Origin of the sequence: Pantoea sp. SM3 (assembly GCF_000963995.1) — a bacterium.
Lineage (GTDB): Bacteria > Pseudomonadota > Gammaproteobacteria > Enterobacterales > Enterobacteriaceae > Pantoea > Pantoea rwandensis_B.
Genome location: NZ_JZRD01000005.1, coordinates 39,463 through 57,398 on the forward strand (window position 1 = coordinate 39,463; position 17,936 = coordinate 57,398).

Genomic DNA, 17,936 nt, shown 5'->3' on the forward strand with positions numbered 1-17,936 from the left:
CCGCGACATCCCTGTCGCGGGACGCTTTACTCCTCTGCCGCCGCTTCCTCGCACCTCACCTTAGGTGCGGTATTGGAAAAAACCTCAGTACTTCATCGGATTTATCAGACTCACCGTCAGAAATTAGGGTTTCGGTGTTAGCGGTATTGGATGGTCATGCTAAATTCCACTGCCTATGGTTACTGACTCGAAAAACTCTACACGTCTGCAACCGCTATCTCCCACTTGAACGTAAATGCGACTACAAATAAACCCGCAGATACTCCGTAAGACACAGCAGCGCCATCGCCTGGCCATAGGGCATTGACGTCAGCGGCACCTGGCGGTAGTAGTCCAAATCGCGGCCCATCGCGGTGCCAAAAGAGACCTGTTTTAACTCTCCGTCTTCATCAATATTGGCGATCACGCCACGCAGGGCTTTTTCCGCCATCGGGCGATATTCATCAGACAAATATCGTTTACGCACCGCTTTGAGAATCCCATAAGCGAATCCCGCAGTGGCAGACGCTTCCGGATAGCTTTGTGGATCGTCAAGCAAGGTATGCCAGAGACCGCTGCTGTGCTGGCAAGCGGCTAATGCCTTTACCTGACTGGCCAATACCTGCTGCAGGAAGCGACGCGTGGCATGCTGTTCCGGCCAGTTCATCATCTCAAGGAAATCCGGGATGACGATGGTCAGCCAGCTATTACCGCGTGCCCAACGGGCATTGGCAAAGTTGTGTCGGCCATCGAAGGTCCAGCCGTGGAACCACAAACCGGTTTGGCGATCCATCAGGTATTGGGTGTGGATCAGGAATTGATAACTGGCTTCTTCGACAAACTCCGGGCGATCGAGTAACTGGCCGATCTTCGCCAGTGCCATCACGCTCATCATCAGGGTGTCGTCCCACAGCTGCTGGGTATTTTCGTTGTTGTAGACGATGTGCTGCAGACCGCCTTGCTCAGTGCGCGGCATTTCATACATCACCCACTCAGCCCAGCGTTCCAGCACCGGGCGCCATGCTGCGTTACCCGTCTCTTCATAGCGATAAGCCAGCGTCAGGAACGGGCACACGGTGTTAACGTTTTTGGTGGGCGTGCCCTCTGCAATGCGCGCGCTAAACCAGTCATCGATGATTTTGAGTGTCGTCTGATCGCCGGTCTGCTGGGTGTAATGCAGCATGCCATACAGCCCGATGCCGTGCGTCCATTCCCAGCCAGCCCAACCTTTAGTATCAATGACGCGGCCATCATCCAGCCGCAGCAAAAACTCGCCGCTATGATCGGTGATATTGACCAGGTTGTCGGTGAGTTTGTGGATCAGTTGCACTAATTCACTGCGTGGCAACAGGTATTCAGGCTGGCGTAACAGAGCGCTGTGTTTTACCGGAAATACAGTCATGGTTCATTCCTATCGTTAATCAGGGTAGGGAGAGGAGGTAAGCTGCCGCGTTGTGTGGATAGCGCTGGCGCCGGGAGCTTACTACGGTTGAGGTAACCGACATTGTTATTGCCCCACAGATTTTCATAGGGCATCCCGGCTAGCGTTTCGACGATGGCACGTGCCTGCGGCGTAATTCGTTCCGGGACAACGCGTCCGGCTTCACGCATCTTCAGCGTCTCTTCGCGCAGCACGGTGTGGGTATGCAGATTAAGTTTGAAGCGTAGCGACACAATGAAACCGCAGGTCAGGACGCCAACGGTGCCGATGCTGAGGATCAGCAGAATGCTGTGGCTCACCGCAGGAACCTGCTCAGCTTTACCGGAGGTAAAACCGGCCAGTTGCAGCAGGATGCCAACGATCATCACGGCACCGGCCTGCGAGGCTTTGCGTGTCAACGTCATGATCCCGGCGAAAATCCCTTCGCGCCGTTGTCCGGTGATCACTTCATCGACATCGGCGATATAGGTGTAGGTATTCCATGGCACGTAGTTGATGCCACCACGTCCTAAACCGGCGAAGGCCGAGATAAGCACTAACAGCGCGAAGTTATCGTGCATTCCGCTGTACCACAGCCCGGCGTAGGAGAGGGCGCTGAGGCCAAACAGCACCACCACCAGACGATAGGCGGGGGCCGGTCCGAGGCGTATACACAGCGGGATCATTGCCATCACTGCGATAAATTGCAGCACCGCCATCGTTCCCATCAGGCTGGAAGCGATTTGCGCGCTCTGCATCAGTACCAACACCACGTACCAGGTAAATACCGCATTAAAGACGTCCTGAGCGATGTAACCGCCCAAATACATGCCAAGATGCTGACGAAAGATACGGATGCGCAGCGTGGAGGCGAGCTCGATATACAGCCGTTTCAGGCTTTGGAACAGCGAGAGTTGCGTCTTTTCTTCTTCGGCTCGACGTGACTCGGCGGAAAAATCCTCCGGTGCGCGTTCCCAGGTGAAGCGCCACACCAGGGTTAGCACCAGCGCACAGATCACCGAGAACACCAGGCTGGCATAAAAGAAGGAGATGGGATTCTCTTTGCCAAACCAGCCAATCAAAATGCCGGGCAGGAAGGCCGCCAGAATGGAGGAGAGCTGCGCCAACGCGATACGCGCGCCGGAGAAGCGGCTCTTTTGTTTAAAGTCATCGGTCATCTCCGGCACCAGCGTTTCGTAGGGCACCAGAATCATGGTGTAGACCATATCGAACAGCAGATAAGTCAGCAGATACCACCAGAAACTCATGTCGCCAATCCACATCAGGCTATAGCTGAAAACACACGGAATACCGAGCAGGATAAAGAACTTGCGGCGGCCAAAGCGCTTGCCAAGCCAGGTAGATCCGAAGTTATCGGTGAGAAAGCCCATCAGCGGGCTGACGACCGCATCCAGCACGCGGGCAGCAGCGAAAATAAAGGTGGCTTCAATCGGCGAAAGCCCGCAGAAGGTGGTGTAGAAATAGAGTAACCAGGCAGCGGTGAGCGCCGTGGTGCCGGCGCCGAGAAAATCCCCGGAACCGTAAGCCAGATAATGGCCGAGACTAATTTTACGAGACTGCATGGCAGGTTCTCCTTGAAATCGACGGATGACACATCCCTCATTACTCCGTACTGCTTGCCCGGATTGGATAGAAAGTAGAGCGCGGTGCAGCGGCAAACCTTCGCGATTTGGCAAGGGTTGACGGTTGAGTGGCAAAAACACAAAGAAACTGGCGTGATATCTCTAATTTATAAAACAGCGTTTCATTTTAATGATCGGCGACGGCATAAATTTGAGAGGGAGAGCACAGCAATACTGCCTGGGGGATGAAATGGTGCAAAGGCAGCCATTTAACAGAAGAAAAGTGGTACTGAGGTTGAAAGCAAACGAATTCCTCGCGCATACTGCCTGACTGAACTCAGGCTTAAGGAAATGCACCATGGCTGAAGAAACCATTTTCAGTAAGATCATTCGTCGCGAAATCCCCGCCGACGTGGTTTATCAGGACGAACTGGTCACCGCCTTCCGCGATATCGCGCCTAAAGCGCCAACGCACATTCTGATTATTCCTAATGTATTGATCCCTACCGCTAATGACGTGCAGGAAGCCCACGAGCATGCGTTGGGCCGTATGATTACCGTGGCGGCGAAAATTGCGAAAGAAGAAGGGATTGCCGAAGATGGCTATCGCCTGATCATGAACTGTAATCGTCATGGTGGTCAGGAGGTTTATCATATTCATATGCACCTGGTCGGCGGTCAGCCGCTGGGTCCGATGCTGTCTATCTAACCTCAGGCGGACCTTGTGATGCGTCAATGGCTGAGTGGCCTGCTGCTGCTGTCCCTTGCCGGGTGTAGCAGTGACAAACCGATGATCAACACGTCGCAATCGCTGGTGATGGAGTCTTCCGTGCTTTCTGCGGGCATCATCACCGATGAACCCACGCTGGCCAGCCGTGATGGGCAAATGCGAGCCTCGAGCGTCCTCTTTAATCAGCGGGAAACGCCAGTGACCGTACATTACCGTTTCTATTGGTATGACGAGAAGGGACTGGAGATTACCCCGGAAGAGCCGGCTCAGACCCAAATTGTCCCGGCGCATGGCAGCACTGAAGTTGTCTCTCAAATCGGTAACCTGACCGCCAGTAAGGTGCGTCTCTATCTTTATCTCTGAGGAGTAACCTGTGATTCGCAGTGTAAAACATTCCAGCGCGCTGTTATTTGCGTTGATGCTCACCGGTTGTGTGGTGAAACAGCAAACTCCGGCGCCGGTTGAACCGACCCAGCCGACGACGCCAACCCAACCAGAGCAGCCACCTGTGCAGCCGGTGCCGCCGCCGGAAAATGTGCCGCAGCCACCGAAGCTGAAAACCATTAACTGGAATGCCAGCGTGCAGCCATTAGTGGGGAATATGGTGCAGTCTGCGGGTGTTAATCCAGGCAGTGTGCTGCTGGTGGACCGCATCAAGAACAGCACCAACGGCGCGTTGCAGAGCGATAAAGCCACCGATGCCATCCAGAATGCGCTGGCAAACAACGGCAAATTCACGCTAGTGACGCCAGAACAGCTGGCACAGGCCAAACAGACGCTGGGCTTATCAGCCGATGACAGCCTCAATTCGCGCAGCAAAGCGATTGGCCTGGCACGCAATGTCAACGCGCAGTATGTGCTTTACAGCAGCGCCCAAGGCGATGTGAAAGCACCAACGCTGCAGATGCAGCTGATGCTGGTGCAGACCGGTGAAATTATCTGGTCAGGCAATGGTATTGCTCAACCCTGATCCCTTACTGCAACAACGGATTCAGCAACAATGGCCGACGGCGCAAGCTGCCGGTCATTTTTTCGCGCTGCCGGGATTGAGTGGCAACAGTGTTCGGGTGAAAACCGAGCAGGGTGAGCTGCTGGCGCGTCGTGCGCCGCAGCAACCGCTCCCGTTTGTTGATCGTCAGCGCGAATATCGCATCTTGCGTCAAATGCGTGCTGCGCACCTCGGGCCAACGCCACTGGATTGGCATCATCCCTGGTTATTACAGAGCTGGTTGCCCGGCGAGGTGCTGACCCCTGCGCAGTTCAATCAACAGCGTGATGCGGTGCTTGCCTTGCTGCATCGCCTGCATCAGCAGCCGCTGACAGGCTATCGCTTGCGACTGACACCGCTGTTGCAACACTACTGGCAGCTGTGCCAGCAACGCCACTGGCGCTGGCAACATCAACTCCAGCGCCTGATCAGGCAGGGTGAACCCCGGCCGTTACGCCTCGTGCCGATTCATATGGATGTTCACGCCGGCAATGTGATTGCCACACCAGACGGCTTACGTCTCATCGATTGGGAATATGCTGCCGATGGTGATGTGGCATTGGAACTCGCGTCGCTCTGCGCGGTCGATGGAGAACACCAAATCGACTGGATTGCGGGTTACGCGCAACGCAGCCAGCTTGACGAAGCGCAACTTAAGCGACATATGCGGCGCTGGCAGCCGTGGCTGCACCTGCTGATGGCCAGCTGGTATCAGCTGCGCGCTGAACAGAGCGGTGACCCTCATTTACAACAGCTGGCGCAGGCCAGCTGGCAGGATCTTTAACTCAGGATTGTAACCATGACCATGAATACTCCCGGCCCGCTGATGCTGGATGTTGAAAGCTACGAACTCGACGCCGAAGAGCGTGAGATTCTGCAACATCCTCTGGTGGGCGGACTGATTCTGTTTGCCCGCAACTTCCACGATGTGGATCAGCTGGCAGAACTGGTGCGCCAGATTCGCACCGCTTCGCGCAATCGTTTAGTGGTCGCCGTGGATCAGGAAGGCGGGCGCGTGCAGCGCTTCCGTGAAGGCTTTACCAAACTCCCCGCGATGCAATCTTTTGCCGCCCTGCACGATATCGCCACTGCAGGTGAAGTCGCCCAGCAGGCGGGCTGGCAGATGGCAGCGGAAATGATCGCGATGGATATCGACATCAGCTTTGCCCCAGTAATGGATATTGGCCACATCAGCGCGGCGATTGGCGACCGTTCCTTCCATGAAGATCCCGCGATTGCATTGCAAATTGCCCGCCGTTTTATCAACGGCATGCACGAAGCGGGCATGAAAACCACCGGCAAGCATTTCCCCGGCCACGGTGCGGTGAGTGCTGATTCCCACAAAGAGACCCCGCGTGATACGCGCGATGCCGCCACGCTGCGCCAGCATGACATGGCCATCTTCAAACAGTTAATTGATGAGCAGTTACTGGATGCGGTGATGCCCGCGCACGTTATCTATACTGAGGTGGATCCGTTACCTGCCAGCGGCTCGCCTTACTGGCTGCAAACGGTGTTGCGCAAAGAGTTGGGCTTCAACGGTGTCATTTTCTCCGACGATCTGTCGATGGAAGGTGCTGCGGTGATGGGCAGTTATGCTGAGCGCGCGCAGCAGTCGCTCAATGCCGGCTGCGACATGATCCTGGTGTGCAATCAGCGCGCCGGAGCGGTGAGTGTGCTGGATAACTTGACGCCGATCCAGGCGGAGCGTGTGACGCAGTTATACCATCAGGGGCGTTATACCCGAGAAGCGCTGCAATCCAGTGAACGCTGGAAGCAGAATCATCATCAGCTGAGCGCATTGCAGGAGCGCTGGCTGGAGCATAAAGCGTCGGGCAGATAAGCGTCGCTGCCCGGATTTCATTCCACGCTGAGGATAATCATGATCATCTATCTGCACGGTTTTGATTCCAACAGTCCGGGCAACCACGAAAAAGTGCTGCAACTGCAGTTTATTGACCCGGACGTCAGACTCATCAGTTACAGCACGCAACACCCCAAACATGACATGCAGTTTCTGTTGAAAGAGTGCGATAAATTGCAGCAGCAGGGCGGTGATGCTCATCCCTTGATTTGCGGGGTGGGGCTTGGGGGTTACTGGGCCGAACGTATCGGTTTTCTCTGCGGTATGCGCCAGGTGATCTTCAATCCCAACCTGTTTCCGTTTGAGAACATGGAAGGCAAGATTGATCGTCCGGAAGAGTATCTGGATATCGCCACCAAGTGCGTCAGTGATTTTCGCGAGAAGAATCGCGATCGCTGCCTGACCATTTTGTCCCGTCATGACGAGGCGCTGGATAATCAGCGCACGGCCGCGCAACTGCATCCTTTCTATGAAATCGTGTGGGACGAACAGGCCAGCCATAAATTCAAGAACATCTCGCCGCATTTACACCGCATTAAGGCCTTTAAATCCCTCGCCTGAGCCTCCGCGCGCCGTGTGATGCGGCGCACAAAACGTTTAACATTCTGATAATGCGCTTGAAAGATTGATGTACATCAATTTTCTTATGATATGTCGTTAGCGCCGTGATATTCTGCCCTCAGCTCGCGATTTAACGTCGCCAACCCTATGTTTATTAAGGTTTTTAGTAACCATTAATTAACTATTGGTTTACAACTTTGAGGGGGTCTTTGTTGACTACATCTATGGAAAAAATCGTCATTATTGGCGGTGGTGCCGGCGGCTTAGAGCTGGCAACGCAGCTCGGTCACAAGCTGGGTCGGAAGAAGAAAGCCGAGATAATTCTCGTCGATCGCAACCACAGCCATCTGTGGAAGCCATTGCTGCATGAAGTGGCAACCGGTTCGATGGACGAAGGGATCGATGCCCTGAGCTATCTGGCGCACGCGCGTAATCACGGTTTTCAGTTCCAGCTGGGTTCGCTGACGCAAATCAACCGCGAAAACAAAACCATTGAGCTGGCGGAAATCCGCGATGCTAACGGTGAATTGCTGGTGCCGCAGCGCGAGATGGCTTATGACCGTCTGGTGATGGCGCTGGGCAGTACTTCCAATGACTTCGGCACACCGGGTGTGAAAGATCACTGTATCTTCCTTGATAACCCGCATCAGGCTCGTCGTTTCCACAACGAGATGCTTAACCTGTTCCTGCGCTTCTCCGCCAGTGAAGGTAGCCTGGAAAAAGTGAACATTGCGATTGTCGGCGGCGGCGCCACCGGCGTTGAGCTGTCAGCAGAACTCTACAATGCCGTGAAGCAGCTGCACAGCTATGGCTACAAAGGCCTTGATAGCTCTGCACTGAACGTGACGCTGGTGGAAGCCGGTGAGCGTATTCTGCCAGCCTTGCCACCGCGCATTTCTGCTGCGGCACACCAGGAACTGACCAAGCTCGGCGTACGCGTCTTGACGCAAACCATGGTGACCAGCGCGACAGAAGAGGGGCTCAATACCAAAGGCGGCGAATTTATCAATGCTGACCTGATGGTGTGGGCTGCCGGTATTAAGGCGCCGGACTTTATGAAAGAGATTGGTGGGCTGGAAACCAACCGCATCAATCAGCTGGTGGTGAAAGACACGCTGCAAGCCACACTGGATGATGACATCTACGCGATTGGCGACTGCGCTTCCTGCGCACTGCCGGGCGGCGGTTTTGTGCCACCGCGCGCGCAGTCTGCACACCAGATGGCGTCACGCGCGCTGGAAAATATTCTGGCACAACGCAAAGGCAAACCGCTCAAAGCTTACGTCTATAAGGATCACGGTTCGCTGGTGTCACTGTCACGCTTCACCACGGTGGGTAGCCTGATGGGCAACCTGATGCGCGGCTCGATGATGGTAGAAGGGCGCATTGCGCGTTTCGTCTACATTTCTCTATATCGCATGCACCAGATTGCGCTCCACGGATACTTCAAAACCGGCCTGATGATGCTGGTCGGTAGCCTGAACCGTGTGCTGCGTCCTCGCCTCAAGCTGCACTAATGATTGCCGGGCGGTTATCTGCCGCCCGATGCCGCTCCGCCTGCCGTAACCTGCTGAAAAACTACAATTCAGTTTAAGGTTACGGCGGTATTTCAGCTTCTCTCAGAACTCTCCGAAAAACTGGCCCTGACGGCTTTCCGTTGCGTTTCCTCCATTAATCTGATGTTGCAATTACGGACCATCTGTAAAACTTATATCCACAAACACGGCGCGGCGCGCACGCCGGTTATGCCTCGGCTACACAGGATTTCGTAGCGGCAGGAATGCGCGGTAACAACATTCAGGAGGACATTCCTGTGAATAAATCAATGTTAGCGGGTATCGGTATCGGCGTGGCAGCAGCGTTAGGGGTTGCCGCAGTCGCCAGCATGGATGTCTTTGATCGCGGCCCGCAGTATGCACAAGTTCTTTCGGCTACGCCGATCAAAGAGAGCATTAAACAACCGCGACAGGAGTGTCGCAACGTGACGTTAACGCATCGTCGTCCGGTACAGGATGAGAACCGCATCGCCGGTTCAGTACTGGGTGCAGTGGCGGGCGGCGTGCTCGGTCACCAGTTTGGTGGCGGTCGTGGGCGCGATGTCGCAACGGTAGCGGGCGCGCTGGCGGGGGGTTACGGTGGTAACCAGGTGCAGGGGGCACTGCAGGATCGTGATACCTACACCACCAACGAGCAGCGTTGCAAAACCGTTTACGACAAACAGGAAAAAATGCTGGGTTATGATGTGACCTATAAAATAGGCGACCAGCAGGGCAAAATCCGCATGGAAAATGACCCTGGCACCCGCATTCCGCTCGACCGTAATGGTCAGCTGATCCTGAATTCGAATCAGGCCTGATTGGGCAAAGACACGTCACAGCAGCAGTAACGAAAAAAGCGCCGTAAGGCGCTTTTTTTATGGTGTAAACCGGAGCGGCGAGATGTATCTCGCGTCCCGATAGCCACAATGTTGCATGCAGAAGCGCAAGGTATTGCTTCGCCAGGCGAGATGCGGCTAAACCCGATTCTTCGCCAGTTCGGCAATGAAGCCCTGCACCCACTCCATCCGTACTTTGCGCTCTTCCAAATCACGAGTGAATCTCAGACGGGTTGGACCATCCAATTTCCACTGTTTAGGATCTTTTTGCAGCAGGCCAATTAACCAACCGGGATCGACATGGTTCTGCGGCGCGAACTCGAAGAATCCGCCTTTTTCACTGGCTTCAATTTTACGCACGCCCAGTTCTCGCGCCACCAGACGTAAAGCCGCCACATCCAGAAGGTTGCGCGCCGCATCCGGCAATTTGCCGAAACGGTCGATCATCTCAACCTTCAGCTCAGCCAGTTCCTGCTCGTCACTGGCTGAGGCAACGCGTTTATAGAGTGACAAACGCGTGTTCACATCCGGGATAAAGTCATCCGGCAGCAGCGCAGGCATGCGCAGTTCGATTTCGGTCTGGTTGCTGGTGAGATCTTCCAGCGACGGCTCGCGCCCGGCCTTCAGCGCATCGACCGCGTTTTCCAGCAGTTCCATATACAGCGTGAAACCGATCGTTTCCATCTGGCCGCTCTGATCTTCGCCCAGCAGTTCACCGGCACCGCGAATTTCAAGGTCGTGCGTCGCCAGCGCAAAGCCCGCGCCCAGGTCCTCCAGCGAGGCAATCGCCTCCAGACGCTTCTGCGCATCAGTGGTCATGGCTTTTGGATGCGGCGTTAACAGCCAGGCATAGGCCTGATGGTGTGAGCGTCCGACGCGGCCACGCAGCTGATGCAGCTGCGCCAGGCCAAAGTGGTCAGCACGCTCAATGATGATGGTGTTAGCGCTCGGCACATCAATACCGGTTTCGATGATGGTGGTACACACCAGCACGTTAAAACGCTGGTGGTGGAAATCATTCATCACCCGTTCCAGCTCGCGCTCGCGCATCTGGCCGTGACCGATGGCGATGCGGGCCTCAGGCACCAGCTCCGCCAGGCGTTGTGCGGCTTTTTCAATGTTCTCGACATCATTGTAGAGATAGTAAACCTGACCGCCGCGCAAAATTTCACGCAGCAGCGCTTCTCGCACCACCAGGCTGTCGTACTCGCGCACAAAGGTTTTCACCGCTAAACGGCGGGCTGGCGGTGTCGCAATGATCGACAGATCGCGCATGCCGCTCATCGCCATATTCAGCGTACGTGGGATCGGCGTGGCAGTCAGAGTCAGGATATCAACGTCCGCGCGCATCGCTTTAATACGCTCTTTATGGCGTACCCCAAACCGGTGTTCTTCATCGACAATCAGCAGGCCGAGATCGTGCCATTTCAGGTCGTTTGACAGCAACTTGTGCGTGCCGATCAAAATATCCACTTTGCCTTCACGCGCCTGTTCCAGCACCTGATTTTGCTCTTTGGCGCTGCGGAAGCGTGACAGCATCTCAATGCGCACCGGCCAGTTGGCGAAACGGTCGCGGAAGTTATCGTAATGCTGCTGCGCCAGCAGGGTGGTGGGCACCAGCACGGCGACTTGTTTGGCATTCTCCACCGCGAGGAAGGCGGCGCGCATCGCCACTTCAGTTTTACCAAAGCCTACGTCACCGCACACCAGACGATCCATTGCCAGCGGCTGGCACATGTCGCTCAGCACGGCATTAATGGCCTGGCCCTGGTCCGGCGTTGTCTCAAACGGGAAGCCTTCGCAAAACAGTTGATACTGATCGCGATCGTGCTTAAAGGCGAAGCCGGTTTTGGCCGCACGTTGGGCGTAGATATCCAGCAGTTCGGCGGCTACATCACGCACTTTCTCGGCCGCTTTCTGGCGTGCGCGTGACCAGGCATCGCTGCCAAGCTTGTGCAGCGGGGCATTCTCATCCGCGCCACCCGCGTAGCGGCTGATCAGGTGCAGTGATGAAACGGGCACGTACAGCTTGGCGTCGCCCGCATAGGAGAGCATCAGATATTCCGCGACAATGCCGCCAGCTTCCAGCGTGGTCAGGCCAATATAACGACCCACACCGTGTTCCAGATGCACCACCGGCTGGCCGGGGTGTAACTCGGCGAGGTTGCGAATCAACACATCGGGATTGATGGTACGGCGATTATCCTGGCGACGACGGCTGACACGCTCACCCAGCAGGTCGCTTTCACAAATCAATGCACGATGGCCCGCGCTATCAATAAAGCCGCGTTCGCTGGCGCCAATCATTAAACTGTGCGGCTGTTTGGCGGCTTCTTCAAAGCGTTCAATCGGCTGTGGGCGCAGTTTGATGCGCGCCAGCAGCTCCTGCAGGCTTTCACGGCGGCCTTCACTTTCCACCGAGAAAATGATCTGCCCATCAAACTGCTCCATGAACTGACGCAGCAGATCGAGTGGCGCTTTAGCCTGGGCCTGTACTGTCAGTTCCGGCAGCGGTTGATAGCCGAGATTGGTATTGGCGGCTTTTTCTGGCAGCGTTTCGCTGCTGAGCTGCATGCGTGGCCAGGCTTTCAGTTCGCCAAGCAACGCGTCCGGGCGCAGCCACAACGTTGCAGGCTCCAGCAGCGGGCGCATAGGATCGATGCGACGATTTTCGAAACGCGCGTTAGCATCCTGCCAGAAGCGATCGGCGCTGCCGTGCAGATCGCCACTGTTGAGTACCAGCGTGTTAGCAGGCAGATAGCTGAACAGGGTGGGCAACTCCTGTTCAAAGAACAGAGGCTGCCAGTATTCGATCCCGGCCGGCAGCGTGCCTTTGCTCACTTGCTGATAGACATGCTCCGGCTCGCGGCGCACATCAAATAGCTCGCGCCAGCGGCTGCGGAACAGCTCAATCGCTGCTTTATCAGTAGGAAACTCGTGCGCAGGCAGCAGATTGATGGCATCAACCGCTTCCAGCGTGCGTTGGCTGTCCACATCGAACAGGCGCAGGCTGTCAATTTCGTCATCAAAGAAGTCAATGCGATAGGGCTGATCGCTGCCCATTGGGAACAGATCCAGCAGCGCGCCACGCGTGGCGTACTCGCCGTGTTCCATCACCTGATCGACATGGCGATAACCAGCCTGCTCCAGCTGATCACGCAGCGCATCGCGCGAGAGTTTTTGCCCCTGTTTCATCACCAGCGCATGGCCGTGCAGGAAGCTGTGCGGACAGACGCGCTGCATCAGCGTGTTGACCGGCATAATCAGCATGCCGCGCGTCAGATTGGGCAATTGATAAAGGGTGGAAAGACGGGCGGAGATAATGTCCTGATGCGGCGAGAAGCTGTCGTAAGGCAGCGTTTCCCAGTCGGCGAGATTGGTGACCGGCAGATCGGTGAACTGGCGAATCTCCTCCTGCAGACGCAGGGCAGATTGCATATCTGGCGTAATCATCAACACCGGACCCGGGTGGCGTTCGGTGATACTGGCGCACTCAACCGCCTGCGCGGCGCCAATCAGTTCGCCGAGCTGACGATGATCGCCCGCTTTCGCAGGCAGGGTATAACGACTCTGTTCCGACATAAGGACTCGACATTCTCTCCTTGGATTCCAGGGCGTCATCATTCCATAATCCGCCCTGAGGATCATCTGTCGCTGTGCTATTTCTCATCGCCCTTCATATTTCGCGCTGTGGCCACGTTGGCTGCGTTTGCGAACCCCAGTCACTTACTGGATTGCTGTGTGTAGTGCATGCGCGGACGATCAACGTTGGCCCAGGACAGCTCTTTTTCCAGATGATAGCTGTGATTGCCGTCGTCCCACTTCACGTAATAGCCGGTTGCCGCATCTCCCTGTTCAAAGACGTTGACGATCTCGCCTCTGATTTCTCCCGATTTGTGCTTCACGATACTGCCTTTGGGATATCTGAACATGAGATGTACTCCTTTTCGCCCTGCATACTTCGCGCTGTGGCGGTATTGGCTGCGTCTGCGAACCCCCGTCACTGACTTCAGTAAGCTCCCGGGGATTCACAGGCTTGCCGCCTTGCCACAGCACGAATTATTTTGGGCTGACTGCGGTGCCGGTTGGACATAAATTCTTAACTGCAAGAGCGAGTCTACAGCAGGGTATGCCTAATAAACGCACAATGAGTATCATTATTTTGTCGCAATTTTATGCATTGACGCAGATTGCGACGTATTTGGATGCAACTTTGCCACAGACTCAGAGGGTTAGAGGTTTCATAAACAGGGCTGCTCCTTTATCATCCCACTACTTATTTTCAGGCAACTGCCAAGACGGATCTCATGTATCAACCAGTCGCGTTATTCATCGGTTTGCGCTACATGCGTGGACGTGCCTCAGACCGCTTCGGTCGCTTCGTCTCCTGGCTTTCCACCATCGGTATCACGCTGGGCGTGCTGGCGCTGGTCACCGTGCTGTCGGTGATGAACGGCTTCGAGCGTGAGCTGGAGGGCAATATCCTCGGCCTGATGCCGCAAGCGTTGGTCACCAGCGACAAAGGCAGCATCAATCCACAACAGGTGACGGCGCAGAGCCTCAAACTGCAGGGCGTCACGCGTGTCGCCCCGCTGACGACCGCGGATGTGGTGCTACAAAGCGCGCGCAACGTTTCTGTGGGCGTGATGCTGGGCATCAATCCTGATGAGCAGGATCCGCTGACGCCTTACCTCGTCAATACTCAGCAAAGCGTGCTGCAATCGGGCCAATATAATGTGATTCTCGGCGAACAACTGGCGTCTCAGTTGGGTGTGAAACGTGGCGACCAGCTGCGTCTGATGGTGCCTACGGTGAGCCAGTTCACGCCGGTAGGTCGCTTGCCAAGCCAGCGTATCTTCACCGTCGCAGGCACCTATGCTGCTAACAGTGAAGTCGATGCCTATCAGATTCTGGTTAATCAGCAGGATGCCTCCCGCGTGATGCGCTATCCGCTGGGTAACATCACCGGCTGGCGTTTGTGGCTGGAGAAACCGCTGAATGTGGATGCCTTCAGTGAACAGCACCTGCCGGATGGCCTGACGTTAAAAGACTGGCGCGAGCGCAAAGGCGATCTGTTCCAGGCGGTGCGTATGGAAAAAAACATGATGGGGCTGCTGCTGAGCCTGATCATCGCGGTAGCGGCGTTTAACATCATTACTTCACTCGGTCTGCTGATCATGGAAAAGCAGGGTGAAGTGGCGATTCTGCAAACTCAGGGCTTAACCCGCCGACAGATCGTCGCGGTGTTTATGGTCCAGGGCGCCAGTGCTGGCATTATCGGCACCTTGCTCGGTACGCTGCTGGGTGTGCTGCTCGCCAGCCAGCTTAATAATTTGATGCCGGTGATTGGCCTGTTCCTGGATGGCGCGGCGTTGCCGGTCGATATCAACGTCTGGCAGGTGGTCACTATCGCGCTGGTCTCCATGATCGTCGCGCTGCTCTCAACCCTTTATCCGTCATGGCGCGCTGCCGCCGTTCAACCCGCTGAGGCTTTACGTTATGAGTAATACCCCTTTGTTGCAGTGTCGTGACCTGTGCAAACGCTATCAGGAAGGCAGCGTGCAGACCGATGTGCTGCGCAATGTGGCTTTTAGCCTGCAGCCAGGCGAACTGACGGCCATCGTTGGTAGCTCCGGCTCGGGTAAAAGTACCTTACTGCATCTGCTCGGCGGCCTCGATGCGCCCACTTCGGGTGACGTGGTGTTCGACGGCAAATCACTGAATGCCATGTCCTCTGCAGCGAAAGCCGAACTGCGCAACCGCGAGCTGGGCTTTATCTATCAGTTCCACCATCTCTTGCCAGACTTCACGGCGCTGGAGAACGTGGCGATGCCATTGCTAATTGGCAAAACTGCAAAAGCAGAAGCCGCCTCGCGCGCGCTGGAAATGCTGGCGGCGGTCGGACTGGAAAAACGTGCTGCGCATCGTCCATCTGAGCTGTCAGGCGGTGAGCGTCAGCGTGTCGCAATTGCGCGTGCGCTGGTGAACCGTCCGCGCCTGGTGATGGCGGATGAGCCGACCGGCAACCTGGACGCGCGTAATGCCGATGCGATTTTCAAACTGCTGGGCGAGCTGAATCAGCAGCAGGGCACCGCATTTTTGGTGGTGACGCACGATCTGAATCTGGCTAAACGTCTGAATCGCCAGATGGAGATGCGCGATGGTCAGCTGAGCGAGCATCTGACGCTGGGAGCTATCTGATGGGTTCGTCATTATCCCTGCTGCTTGGCCTGCGCTTTAGTCGCGGTCGGCGGCGCGGTGGCATGGTCTCACTGATCTCCATCATCTCGACCATCGGCATCGCCCTGGGTGTTGCCGTGTTGATTATTGGCCTGAGCGCGATGAACGGTTTTGAACGCGAGCTGAACAAACGCATTCTGGCCGTGGTCCCGCACGGTGAAATCGAACCGGTGAATCAACCTTTCCGCAACTGGCAGCCGATGATTGCACCGATTGAAAAGGTGCCGGGTATCGCGGCAGCGGCGCCTTACATTAACTTTACCGGCTTGATTGAAAGTGGCGCGAAGATGCAGGCGCTGCAGGTTAAGGGTGTCGATCCGCAACAGGAATCGCGGCTGAGCGCTTTGCCGAGCTTTGTCGATGGCGATGCGTGGCAGCAGTTCGGCGCGGATAAACAGCAGATCATCCTCGGTGGCGGCATTGCGAAATCGCTTAACGTGAAGCAGGGCGATTGGATCACCATCATGATCCCGAACAATGACGGTGAAAATAAGCTGCTGCAACCGAAGCGTATTCGTCTGCAGGTATCAGGCATTCTGCAACTCAGCGGGATGCTCGACCACAGCCTGGCGCTGGTGCCGCTGGCGGATGCGCAAAAATATCTTGATATGGGTGACAGCGTCAGCGGCATTGCGCTGAAGATGAGCGATCCTTTCCAGGCGCAAAAACTGGTGCGTGATGCCGGTGAAGCCACGCACTCCTATGTCTATATTAAGAGCTGGATTGGCACCTACGGTTACATGTACCGCGATATCCAGATGATCCGCGCGATTATGTATCTGGCGATGGTGCTGGTGATTGGCGTGGCCTGTTTTAATATCGTCTCGACGCTGGTCATGGCGGTGAAAGACAAGAGCAGTGATATTGCGGTGCTGCGCACGCTGGGCGCCAAAGATGGCCTGATCCGCGCCATTTTTATCTGGTATGGCTTGCTGGCCGGATTGCTCGGCAGCATCAGCGGTGTCGTGGTGGGCGTGCTGGTGGCGCTCAACCTGACGCCGATCGTGCGTGGACTGGAGCATCTTACCGGTCATCAATTGCTGGCGGGGGATATCTACTTCATTGATTTCCTGCCATCGGAGCTGCACTGGATTGATGTGATTTCGGTGCTGGTGACCGCTATCCTGCTCAGCCTGATTGCCAGTTGGTATCCGGCGCGGCGTGCCAGTCGAATCGATCCGGCTCGCGTACTGAGCGGACAGTAATGATAAAAAACGCAGCCGCCTTCGCGGCTGCGCACATTTTCAGCGTCTGTGGCATGCAGCCGTCATGCGCAGCCGCTATTATCGGGAACCATTATCCTGAGCCAAACACCCGACATGCGGTGACAACCACCGCAGCATAAGGAGCTTTTATGCGCATACCGCGCCGCCGCCTACGACTCGCCCGTGACAAGAAAAATCGCCGCAAAGTGCATCAGCGCTTTCGCCAGCGCATCTTTGAACGCGATCGCAAAGCTGAACTGGCTGCGCACCCGCAGCCGCGCGTCGTGGTACTGACCGGCGCTGGCATCTCCGCCGAGTCAGGCATTCAGACCTTTCGCGCTGCCGACGGATTATGGGAAGAGCATCGGGTTGAAGATGTTGCCACACCAGAAGGATTTCATCGTAATCCCGATCTGGTGCAAGCATTCTACAATGCGCGCCGCCGTCAGTTGCAACAGCCGGAGATTCAGCCAAATGCCGCGCACAAAGCGCTGGCCGAGCTGGAGCAGGTGCTGGGCGACAACTTCCTGTTGGTGACGCAGAACATCGATAATCTGCATGAGCGGGCAGGCAGTCAGCGCGTGCTGCATATGCACGGTGAATTGCTAAAAGTGCGCTGTGAAAGCAGCGGACAGGTGCTGGATTGGACGGAAGATGTGAAGCCGGACGATCGCTGCACCTGCTGCCAGTTCCCGGCCCGACTCCGTCCGCATGTGGTGTGGTTTGGCGAAATGCCGCTCGGCATGGAAGAGATTTATCAGGCGATCGAGAAAGCCAATCTGTTTATCGCCATTGGCACCTCCGGGCATGTCTATCCCGCCGCCGGTTTTGTGCATGAAGCAAAACTGCAGGGTGCGCATACCGTTGAACTCAATCTGGAGCCAAGTCAGGTTGGCAATGAGTTCGCGGAAAGCCAGTACGGCTTAGCCAGTGAAGTGGTACCGGATTTTGTGCATACCTTTCTACGCGGGCTGTATAAGTAAGACGATATC

The 17,936-nt window shown here is 55.9% G+C and carries 16 protein-coding genes; 12 read left to right on the forward strand and 4 right to left on the reverse strand.

Annotated elements, in window-relative coordinates; genetic code table 11:
* Nucleotides 1-241: 241 nt before the first annotated feature.
* Both VI01_RS02485 and VI01_RS02490 read right to left on the reverse strand, forming a co-directional pair.
* Entirely contained in the window at nucleotides 242-1,381 is a 1,140-nt protein-coding gene (locus tag VI01_RS02485) for a glycoside hydrolase family 105 protein (RefSeq protein WP_045813872.1), read from the reverse strand.
* Nucleotides 1,378-2,982, reverse strand: a complete 1,605-nt coding sequence (locus tag VI01_RS02490) for an MFS transporter (RefSeq protein ID WP_045813873.1) — start codon at nucleotides 2,980-2,982, stop codon at nucleotides 1,378-1,380. The genes VI01_RS02485 and VI01_RS02490 overlap by 4 nt, the downstream gene beginning before the upstream one ends.
* 358 nt (nucleotides 2,983-3,340) lie before the next feature.
* On the opposite strand from VI01_RS02490, the gene hinT reads away from it, so the two are divergent.
* The 8 genes from hinT (at nucleotide 3,341) to VI01_RS02530 (ending at nucleotide 9,481) form a co-directional block, all read left to right on the forward strand.
* Entirely contained in the window at nucleotides 3,341-3,691 is a 351-nt protein-coding gene (gene hinT, locus VI01_RS02495) for a purine nucleoside phosphoramidase (RefSeq protein WP_038647576.1), read from the forward strand.
* Between the two features lie 18 nt (nucleotides 3,692-3,709).
* Nucleotides 3,710-4,075 (forward strand): YcfL family protein, encoded by a 366-nt coding sequence (locus tag VI01_RS02500; protein ID WP_045813874.1) that lies wholly within the window; start codon nucleotides 3,710-3,712, stop codon nucleotides 4,073-4,075.
* Between the two features lie 10 nt (nucleotides 4,076-4,085).
* Nucleotides 4,086-4,682, forward strand: a complete 597-nt coding sequence (gene lpoB / locus VI01_RS02505) for a penicillin-binding protein activator LpoB (protein ID WP_045813875.1) — start codon at nucleotides 4,086-4,088, stop codon at nucleotides 4,680-4,682.
* Nucleotides 4,642-5,484 carry a thiamine kinase gene (gene thiK, locus VI01_RS02510; RefSeq protein ID WP_369801855.1) on the forward strand — a complete coding sequence of 281 codons (843 nt, stop codon included), beginning with the start codon at nucleotides 4,642-4,644 and terminating at the stop codon, nucleotides 5,482-5,484. Before lpoB ends, thiK begins: the two co-directional genes overlap by 41 nt.
* 15 nt (nucleotides 5,485-5,499) lie before the next feature.
* Complete coding sequence (gene nagZ, locus VI01_RS02515) at nucleotides 5,500-6,543, forward strand: beta-N-acetylhexosaminidase (protein WP_045813877.1); 1,044 nt, start codon at nucleotides 5,500-5,502, stop codon at nucleotides 6,541-6,543.
* 39 nt (nucleotides 6,544-6,582) lie between these two features.
* Nucleotides 6,583-7,125: an alpha/beta hydrolase YcfP gene (gene ycfP, locus VI01_RS02520; RefSeq protein WP_038647566.1), complete on the forward strand. Its 543-nt coding sequence runs from the start codon at nucleotides 6,583-6,585 to the stop codon at nucleotides 7,123-7,125.
* Between the two features lie 212 nt (nucleotides 7,126-7,337).
* Complete coding sequence (locus VI01_RS02525; RefSeq protein ID WP_156149327.1) at nucleotides 7,338-8,642, forward strand: NAD(P)/FAD-dependent oxidoreductase; 1,305 nt, start codon at nucleotides 7,338-7,340, stop codon at nucleotides 8,640-8,642.
* Nucleotides 8,643-8,938: 296 nt separating this feature from the next.
* Nucleotides 8,939-9,481 carry a glycine zipper 2TM domain-containing protein gene (locus VI01_RS02530; RefSeq protein WP_034822117.1) on the forward strand — a complete coding sequence of 181 codons (543 nt, stop codon included), beginning with the start codon at nucleotides 8,939-8,941 and terminating at the stop codon, nucleotides 9,479-9,481.
* A gap of 156 nt (nucleotides 9,482-9,637) precedes the next feature.
* On the opposite strand, the gene mfd is transcribed toward VI01_RS02530, so the two are convergent.
* Nucleotides 9,638-13,081 carry a transcription-repair coupling factor gene (gene mfd, locus VI01_RS02535; RefSeq protein WP_045813879.1) on the reverse strand — a complete coding sequence of 1,148 codons (3,444 nt, stop codon included), beginning with the start codon at nucleotides 13,079-13,081 and terminating at the stop codon, nucleotides 9,638-9,640.
* Between the two features lie 140 nt (nucleotides 13,082-13,221).
* Nucleotides 13,222-13,431: a hypothetical protein gene (locus VI01_RS02540; protein WP_038647560.1), complete on the reverse strand. Its 210-nt coding sequence runs from the start codon at nucleotides 13,429-13,431 to the stop codon at nucleotides 13,222-13,224.
* 375 nt (nucleotides 13,432-13,806) lie between these two features.
* Between VI01_RS02540 and lolC the strand changes: the two genes are divergently transcribed.
* The 4 genes from lolC (at nucleotide 13,807) to cobB (ending at nucleotide 17,927) form a co-directional block, all read left to right on the forward strand.
* Nucleotides 13,807-15,006 carry a lipoprotein-releasing ABC transporter permease subunit LolC gene (gene lolC, locus VI01_RS02545; RefSeq protein WP_045813880.1) on the forward strand — a complete coding sequence of 400 codons (1,200 nt, stop codon included), beginning with the start codon at nucleotides 13,807-13,809 and terminating at the stop codon, nucleotides 15,004-15,006.
* The gene (lolD, locus tag VI01_RS02550; protein ID WP_034822051.1) at nucleotides 14,999-15,700 is read left to right on the forward strand and encodes a lipoprotein-releasing ABC transporter ATP-binding protein LolD; all 702 of its coding nucleotides are present in this window, start codon (nucleotides 14,999-15,001) and stop codon (nucleotides 15,698-15,700) included. Before lolC ends, lolD begins: the two co-directional genes overlap by 8 nt.
* Nucleotides 15,700-16,944: a lipoprotein-releasing ABC transporter permease subunit LolE gene (lolE, locus tag VI01_RS02555; protein WP_038647554.1), complete on the forward strand. Its 1,245-nt coding sequence runs from the start codon at nucleotides 15,700-15,702 to the stop codon at nucleotides 16,942-16,944. The genes lolD and lolE overlap by 1 nt, the downstream gene beginning before the upstream one ends.
* A 149-nt stretch (nucleotides 16,945-17,093) precedes the next feature.
* On the forward strand, nucleotides 17,094-17,927 hold the full coding sequence (gene cobB / locus VI01_RS02560; RefSeq protein ID WP_045813881.1) for a Sir2 family NAD+-dependent deacetylase: 834 nt from the start codon (nucleotides 17,094-17,096) through the stop codon (nucleotides 17,925-17,927).
* The last annotated feature ends 9 nt before the right edge of the window (nucleotides 17,928-17,936 follow it).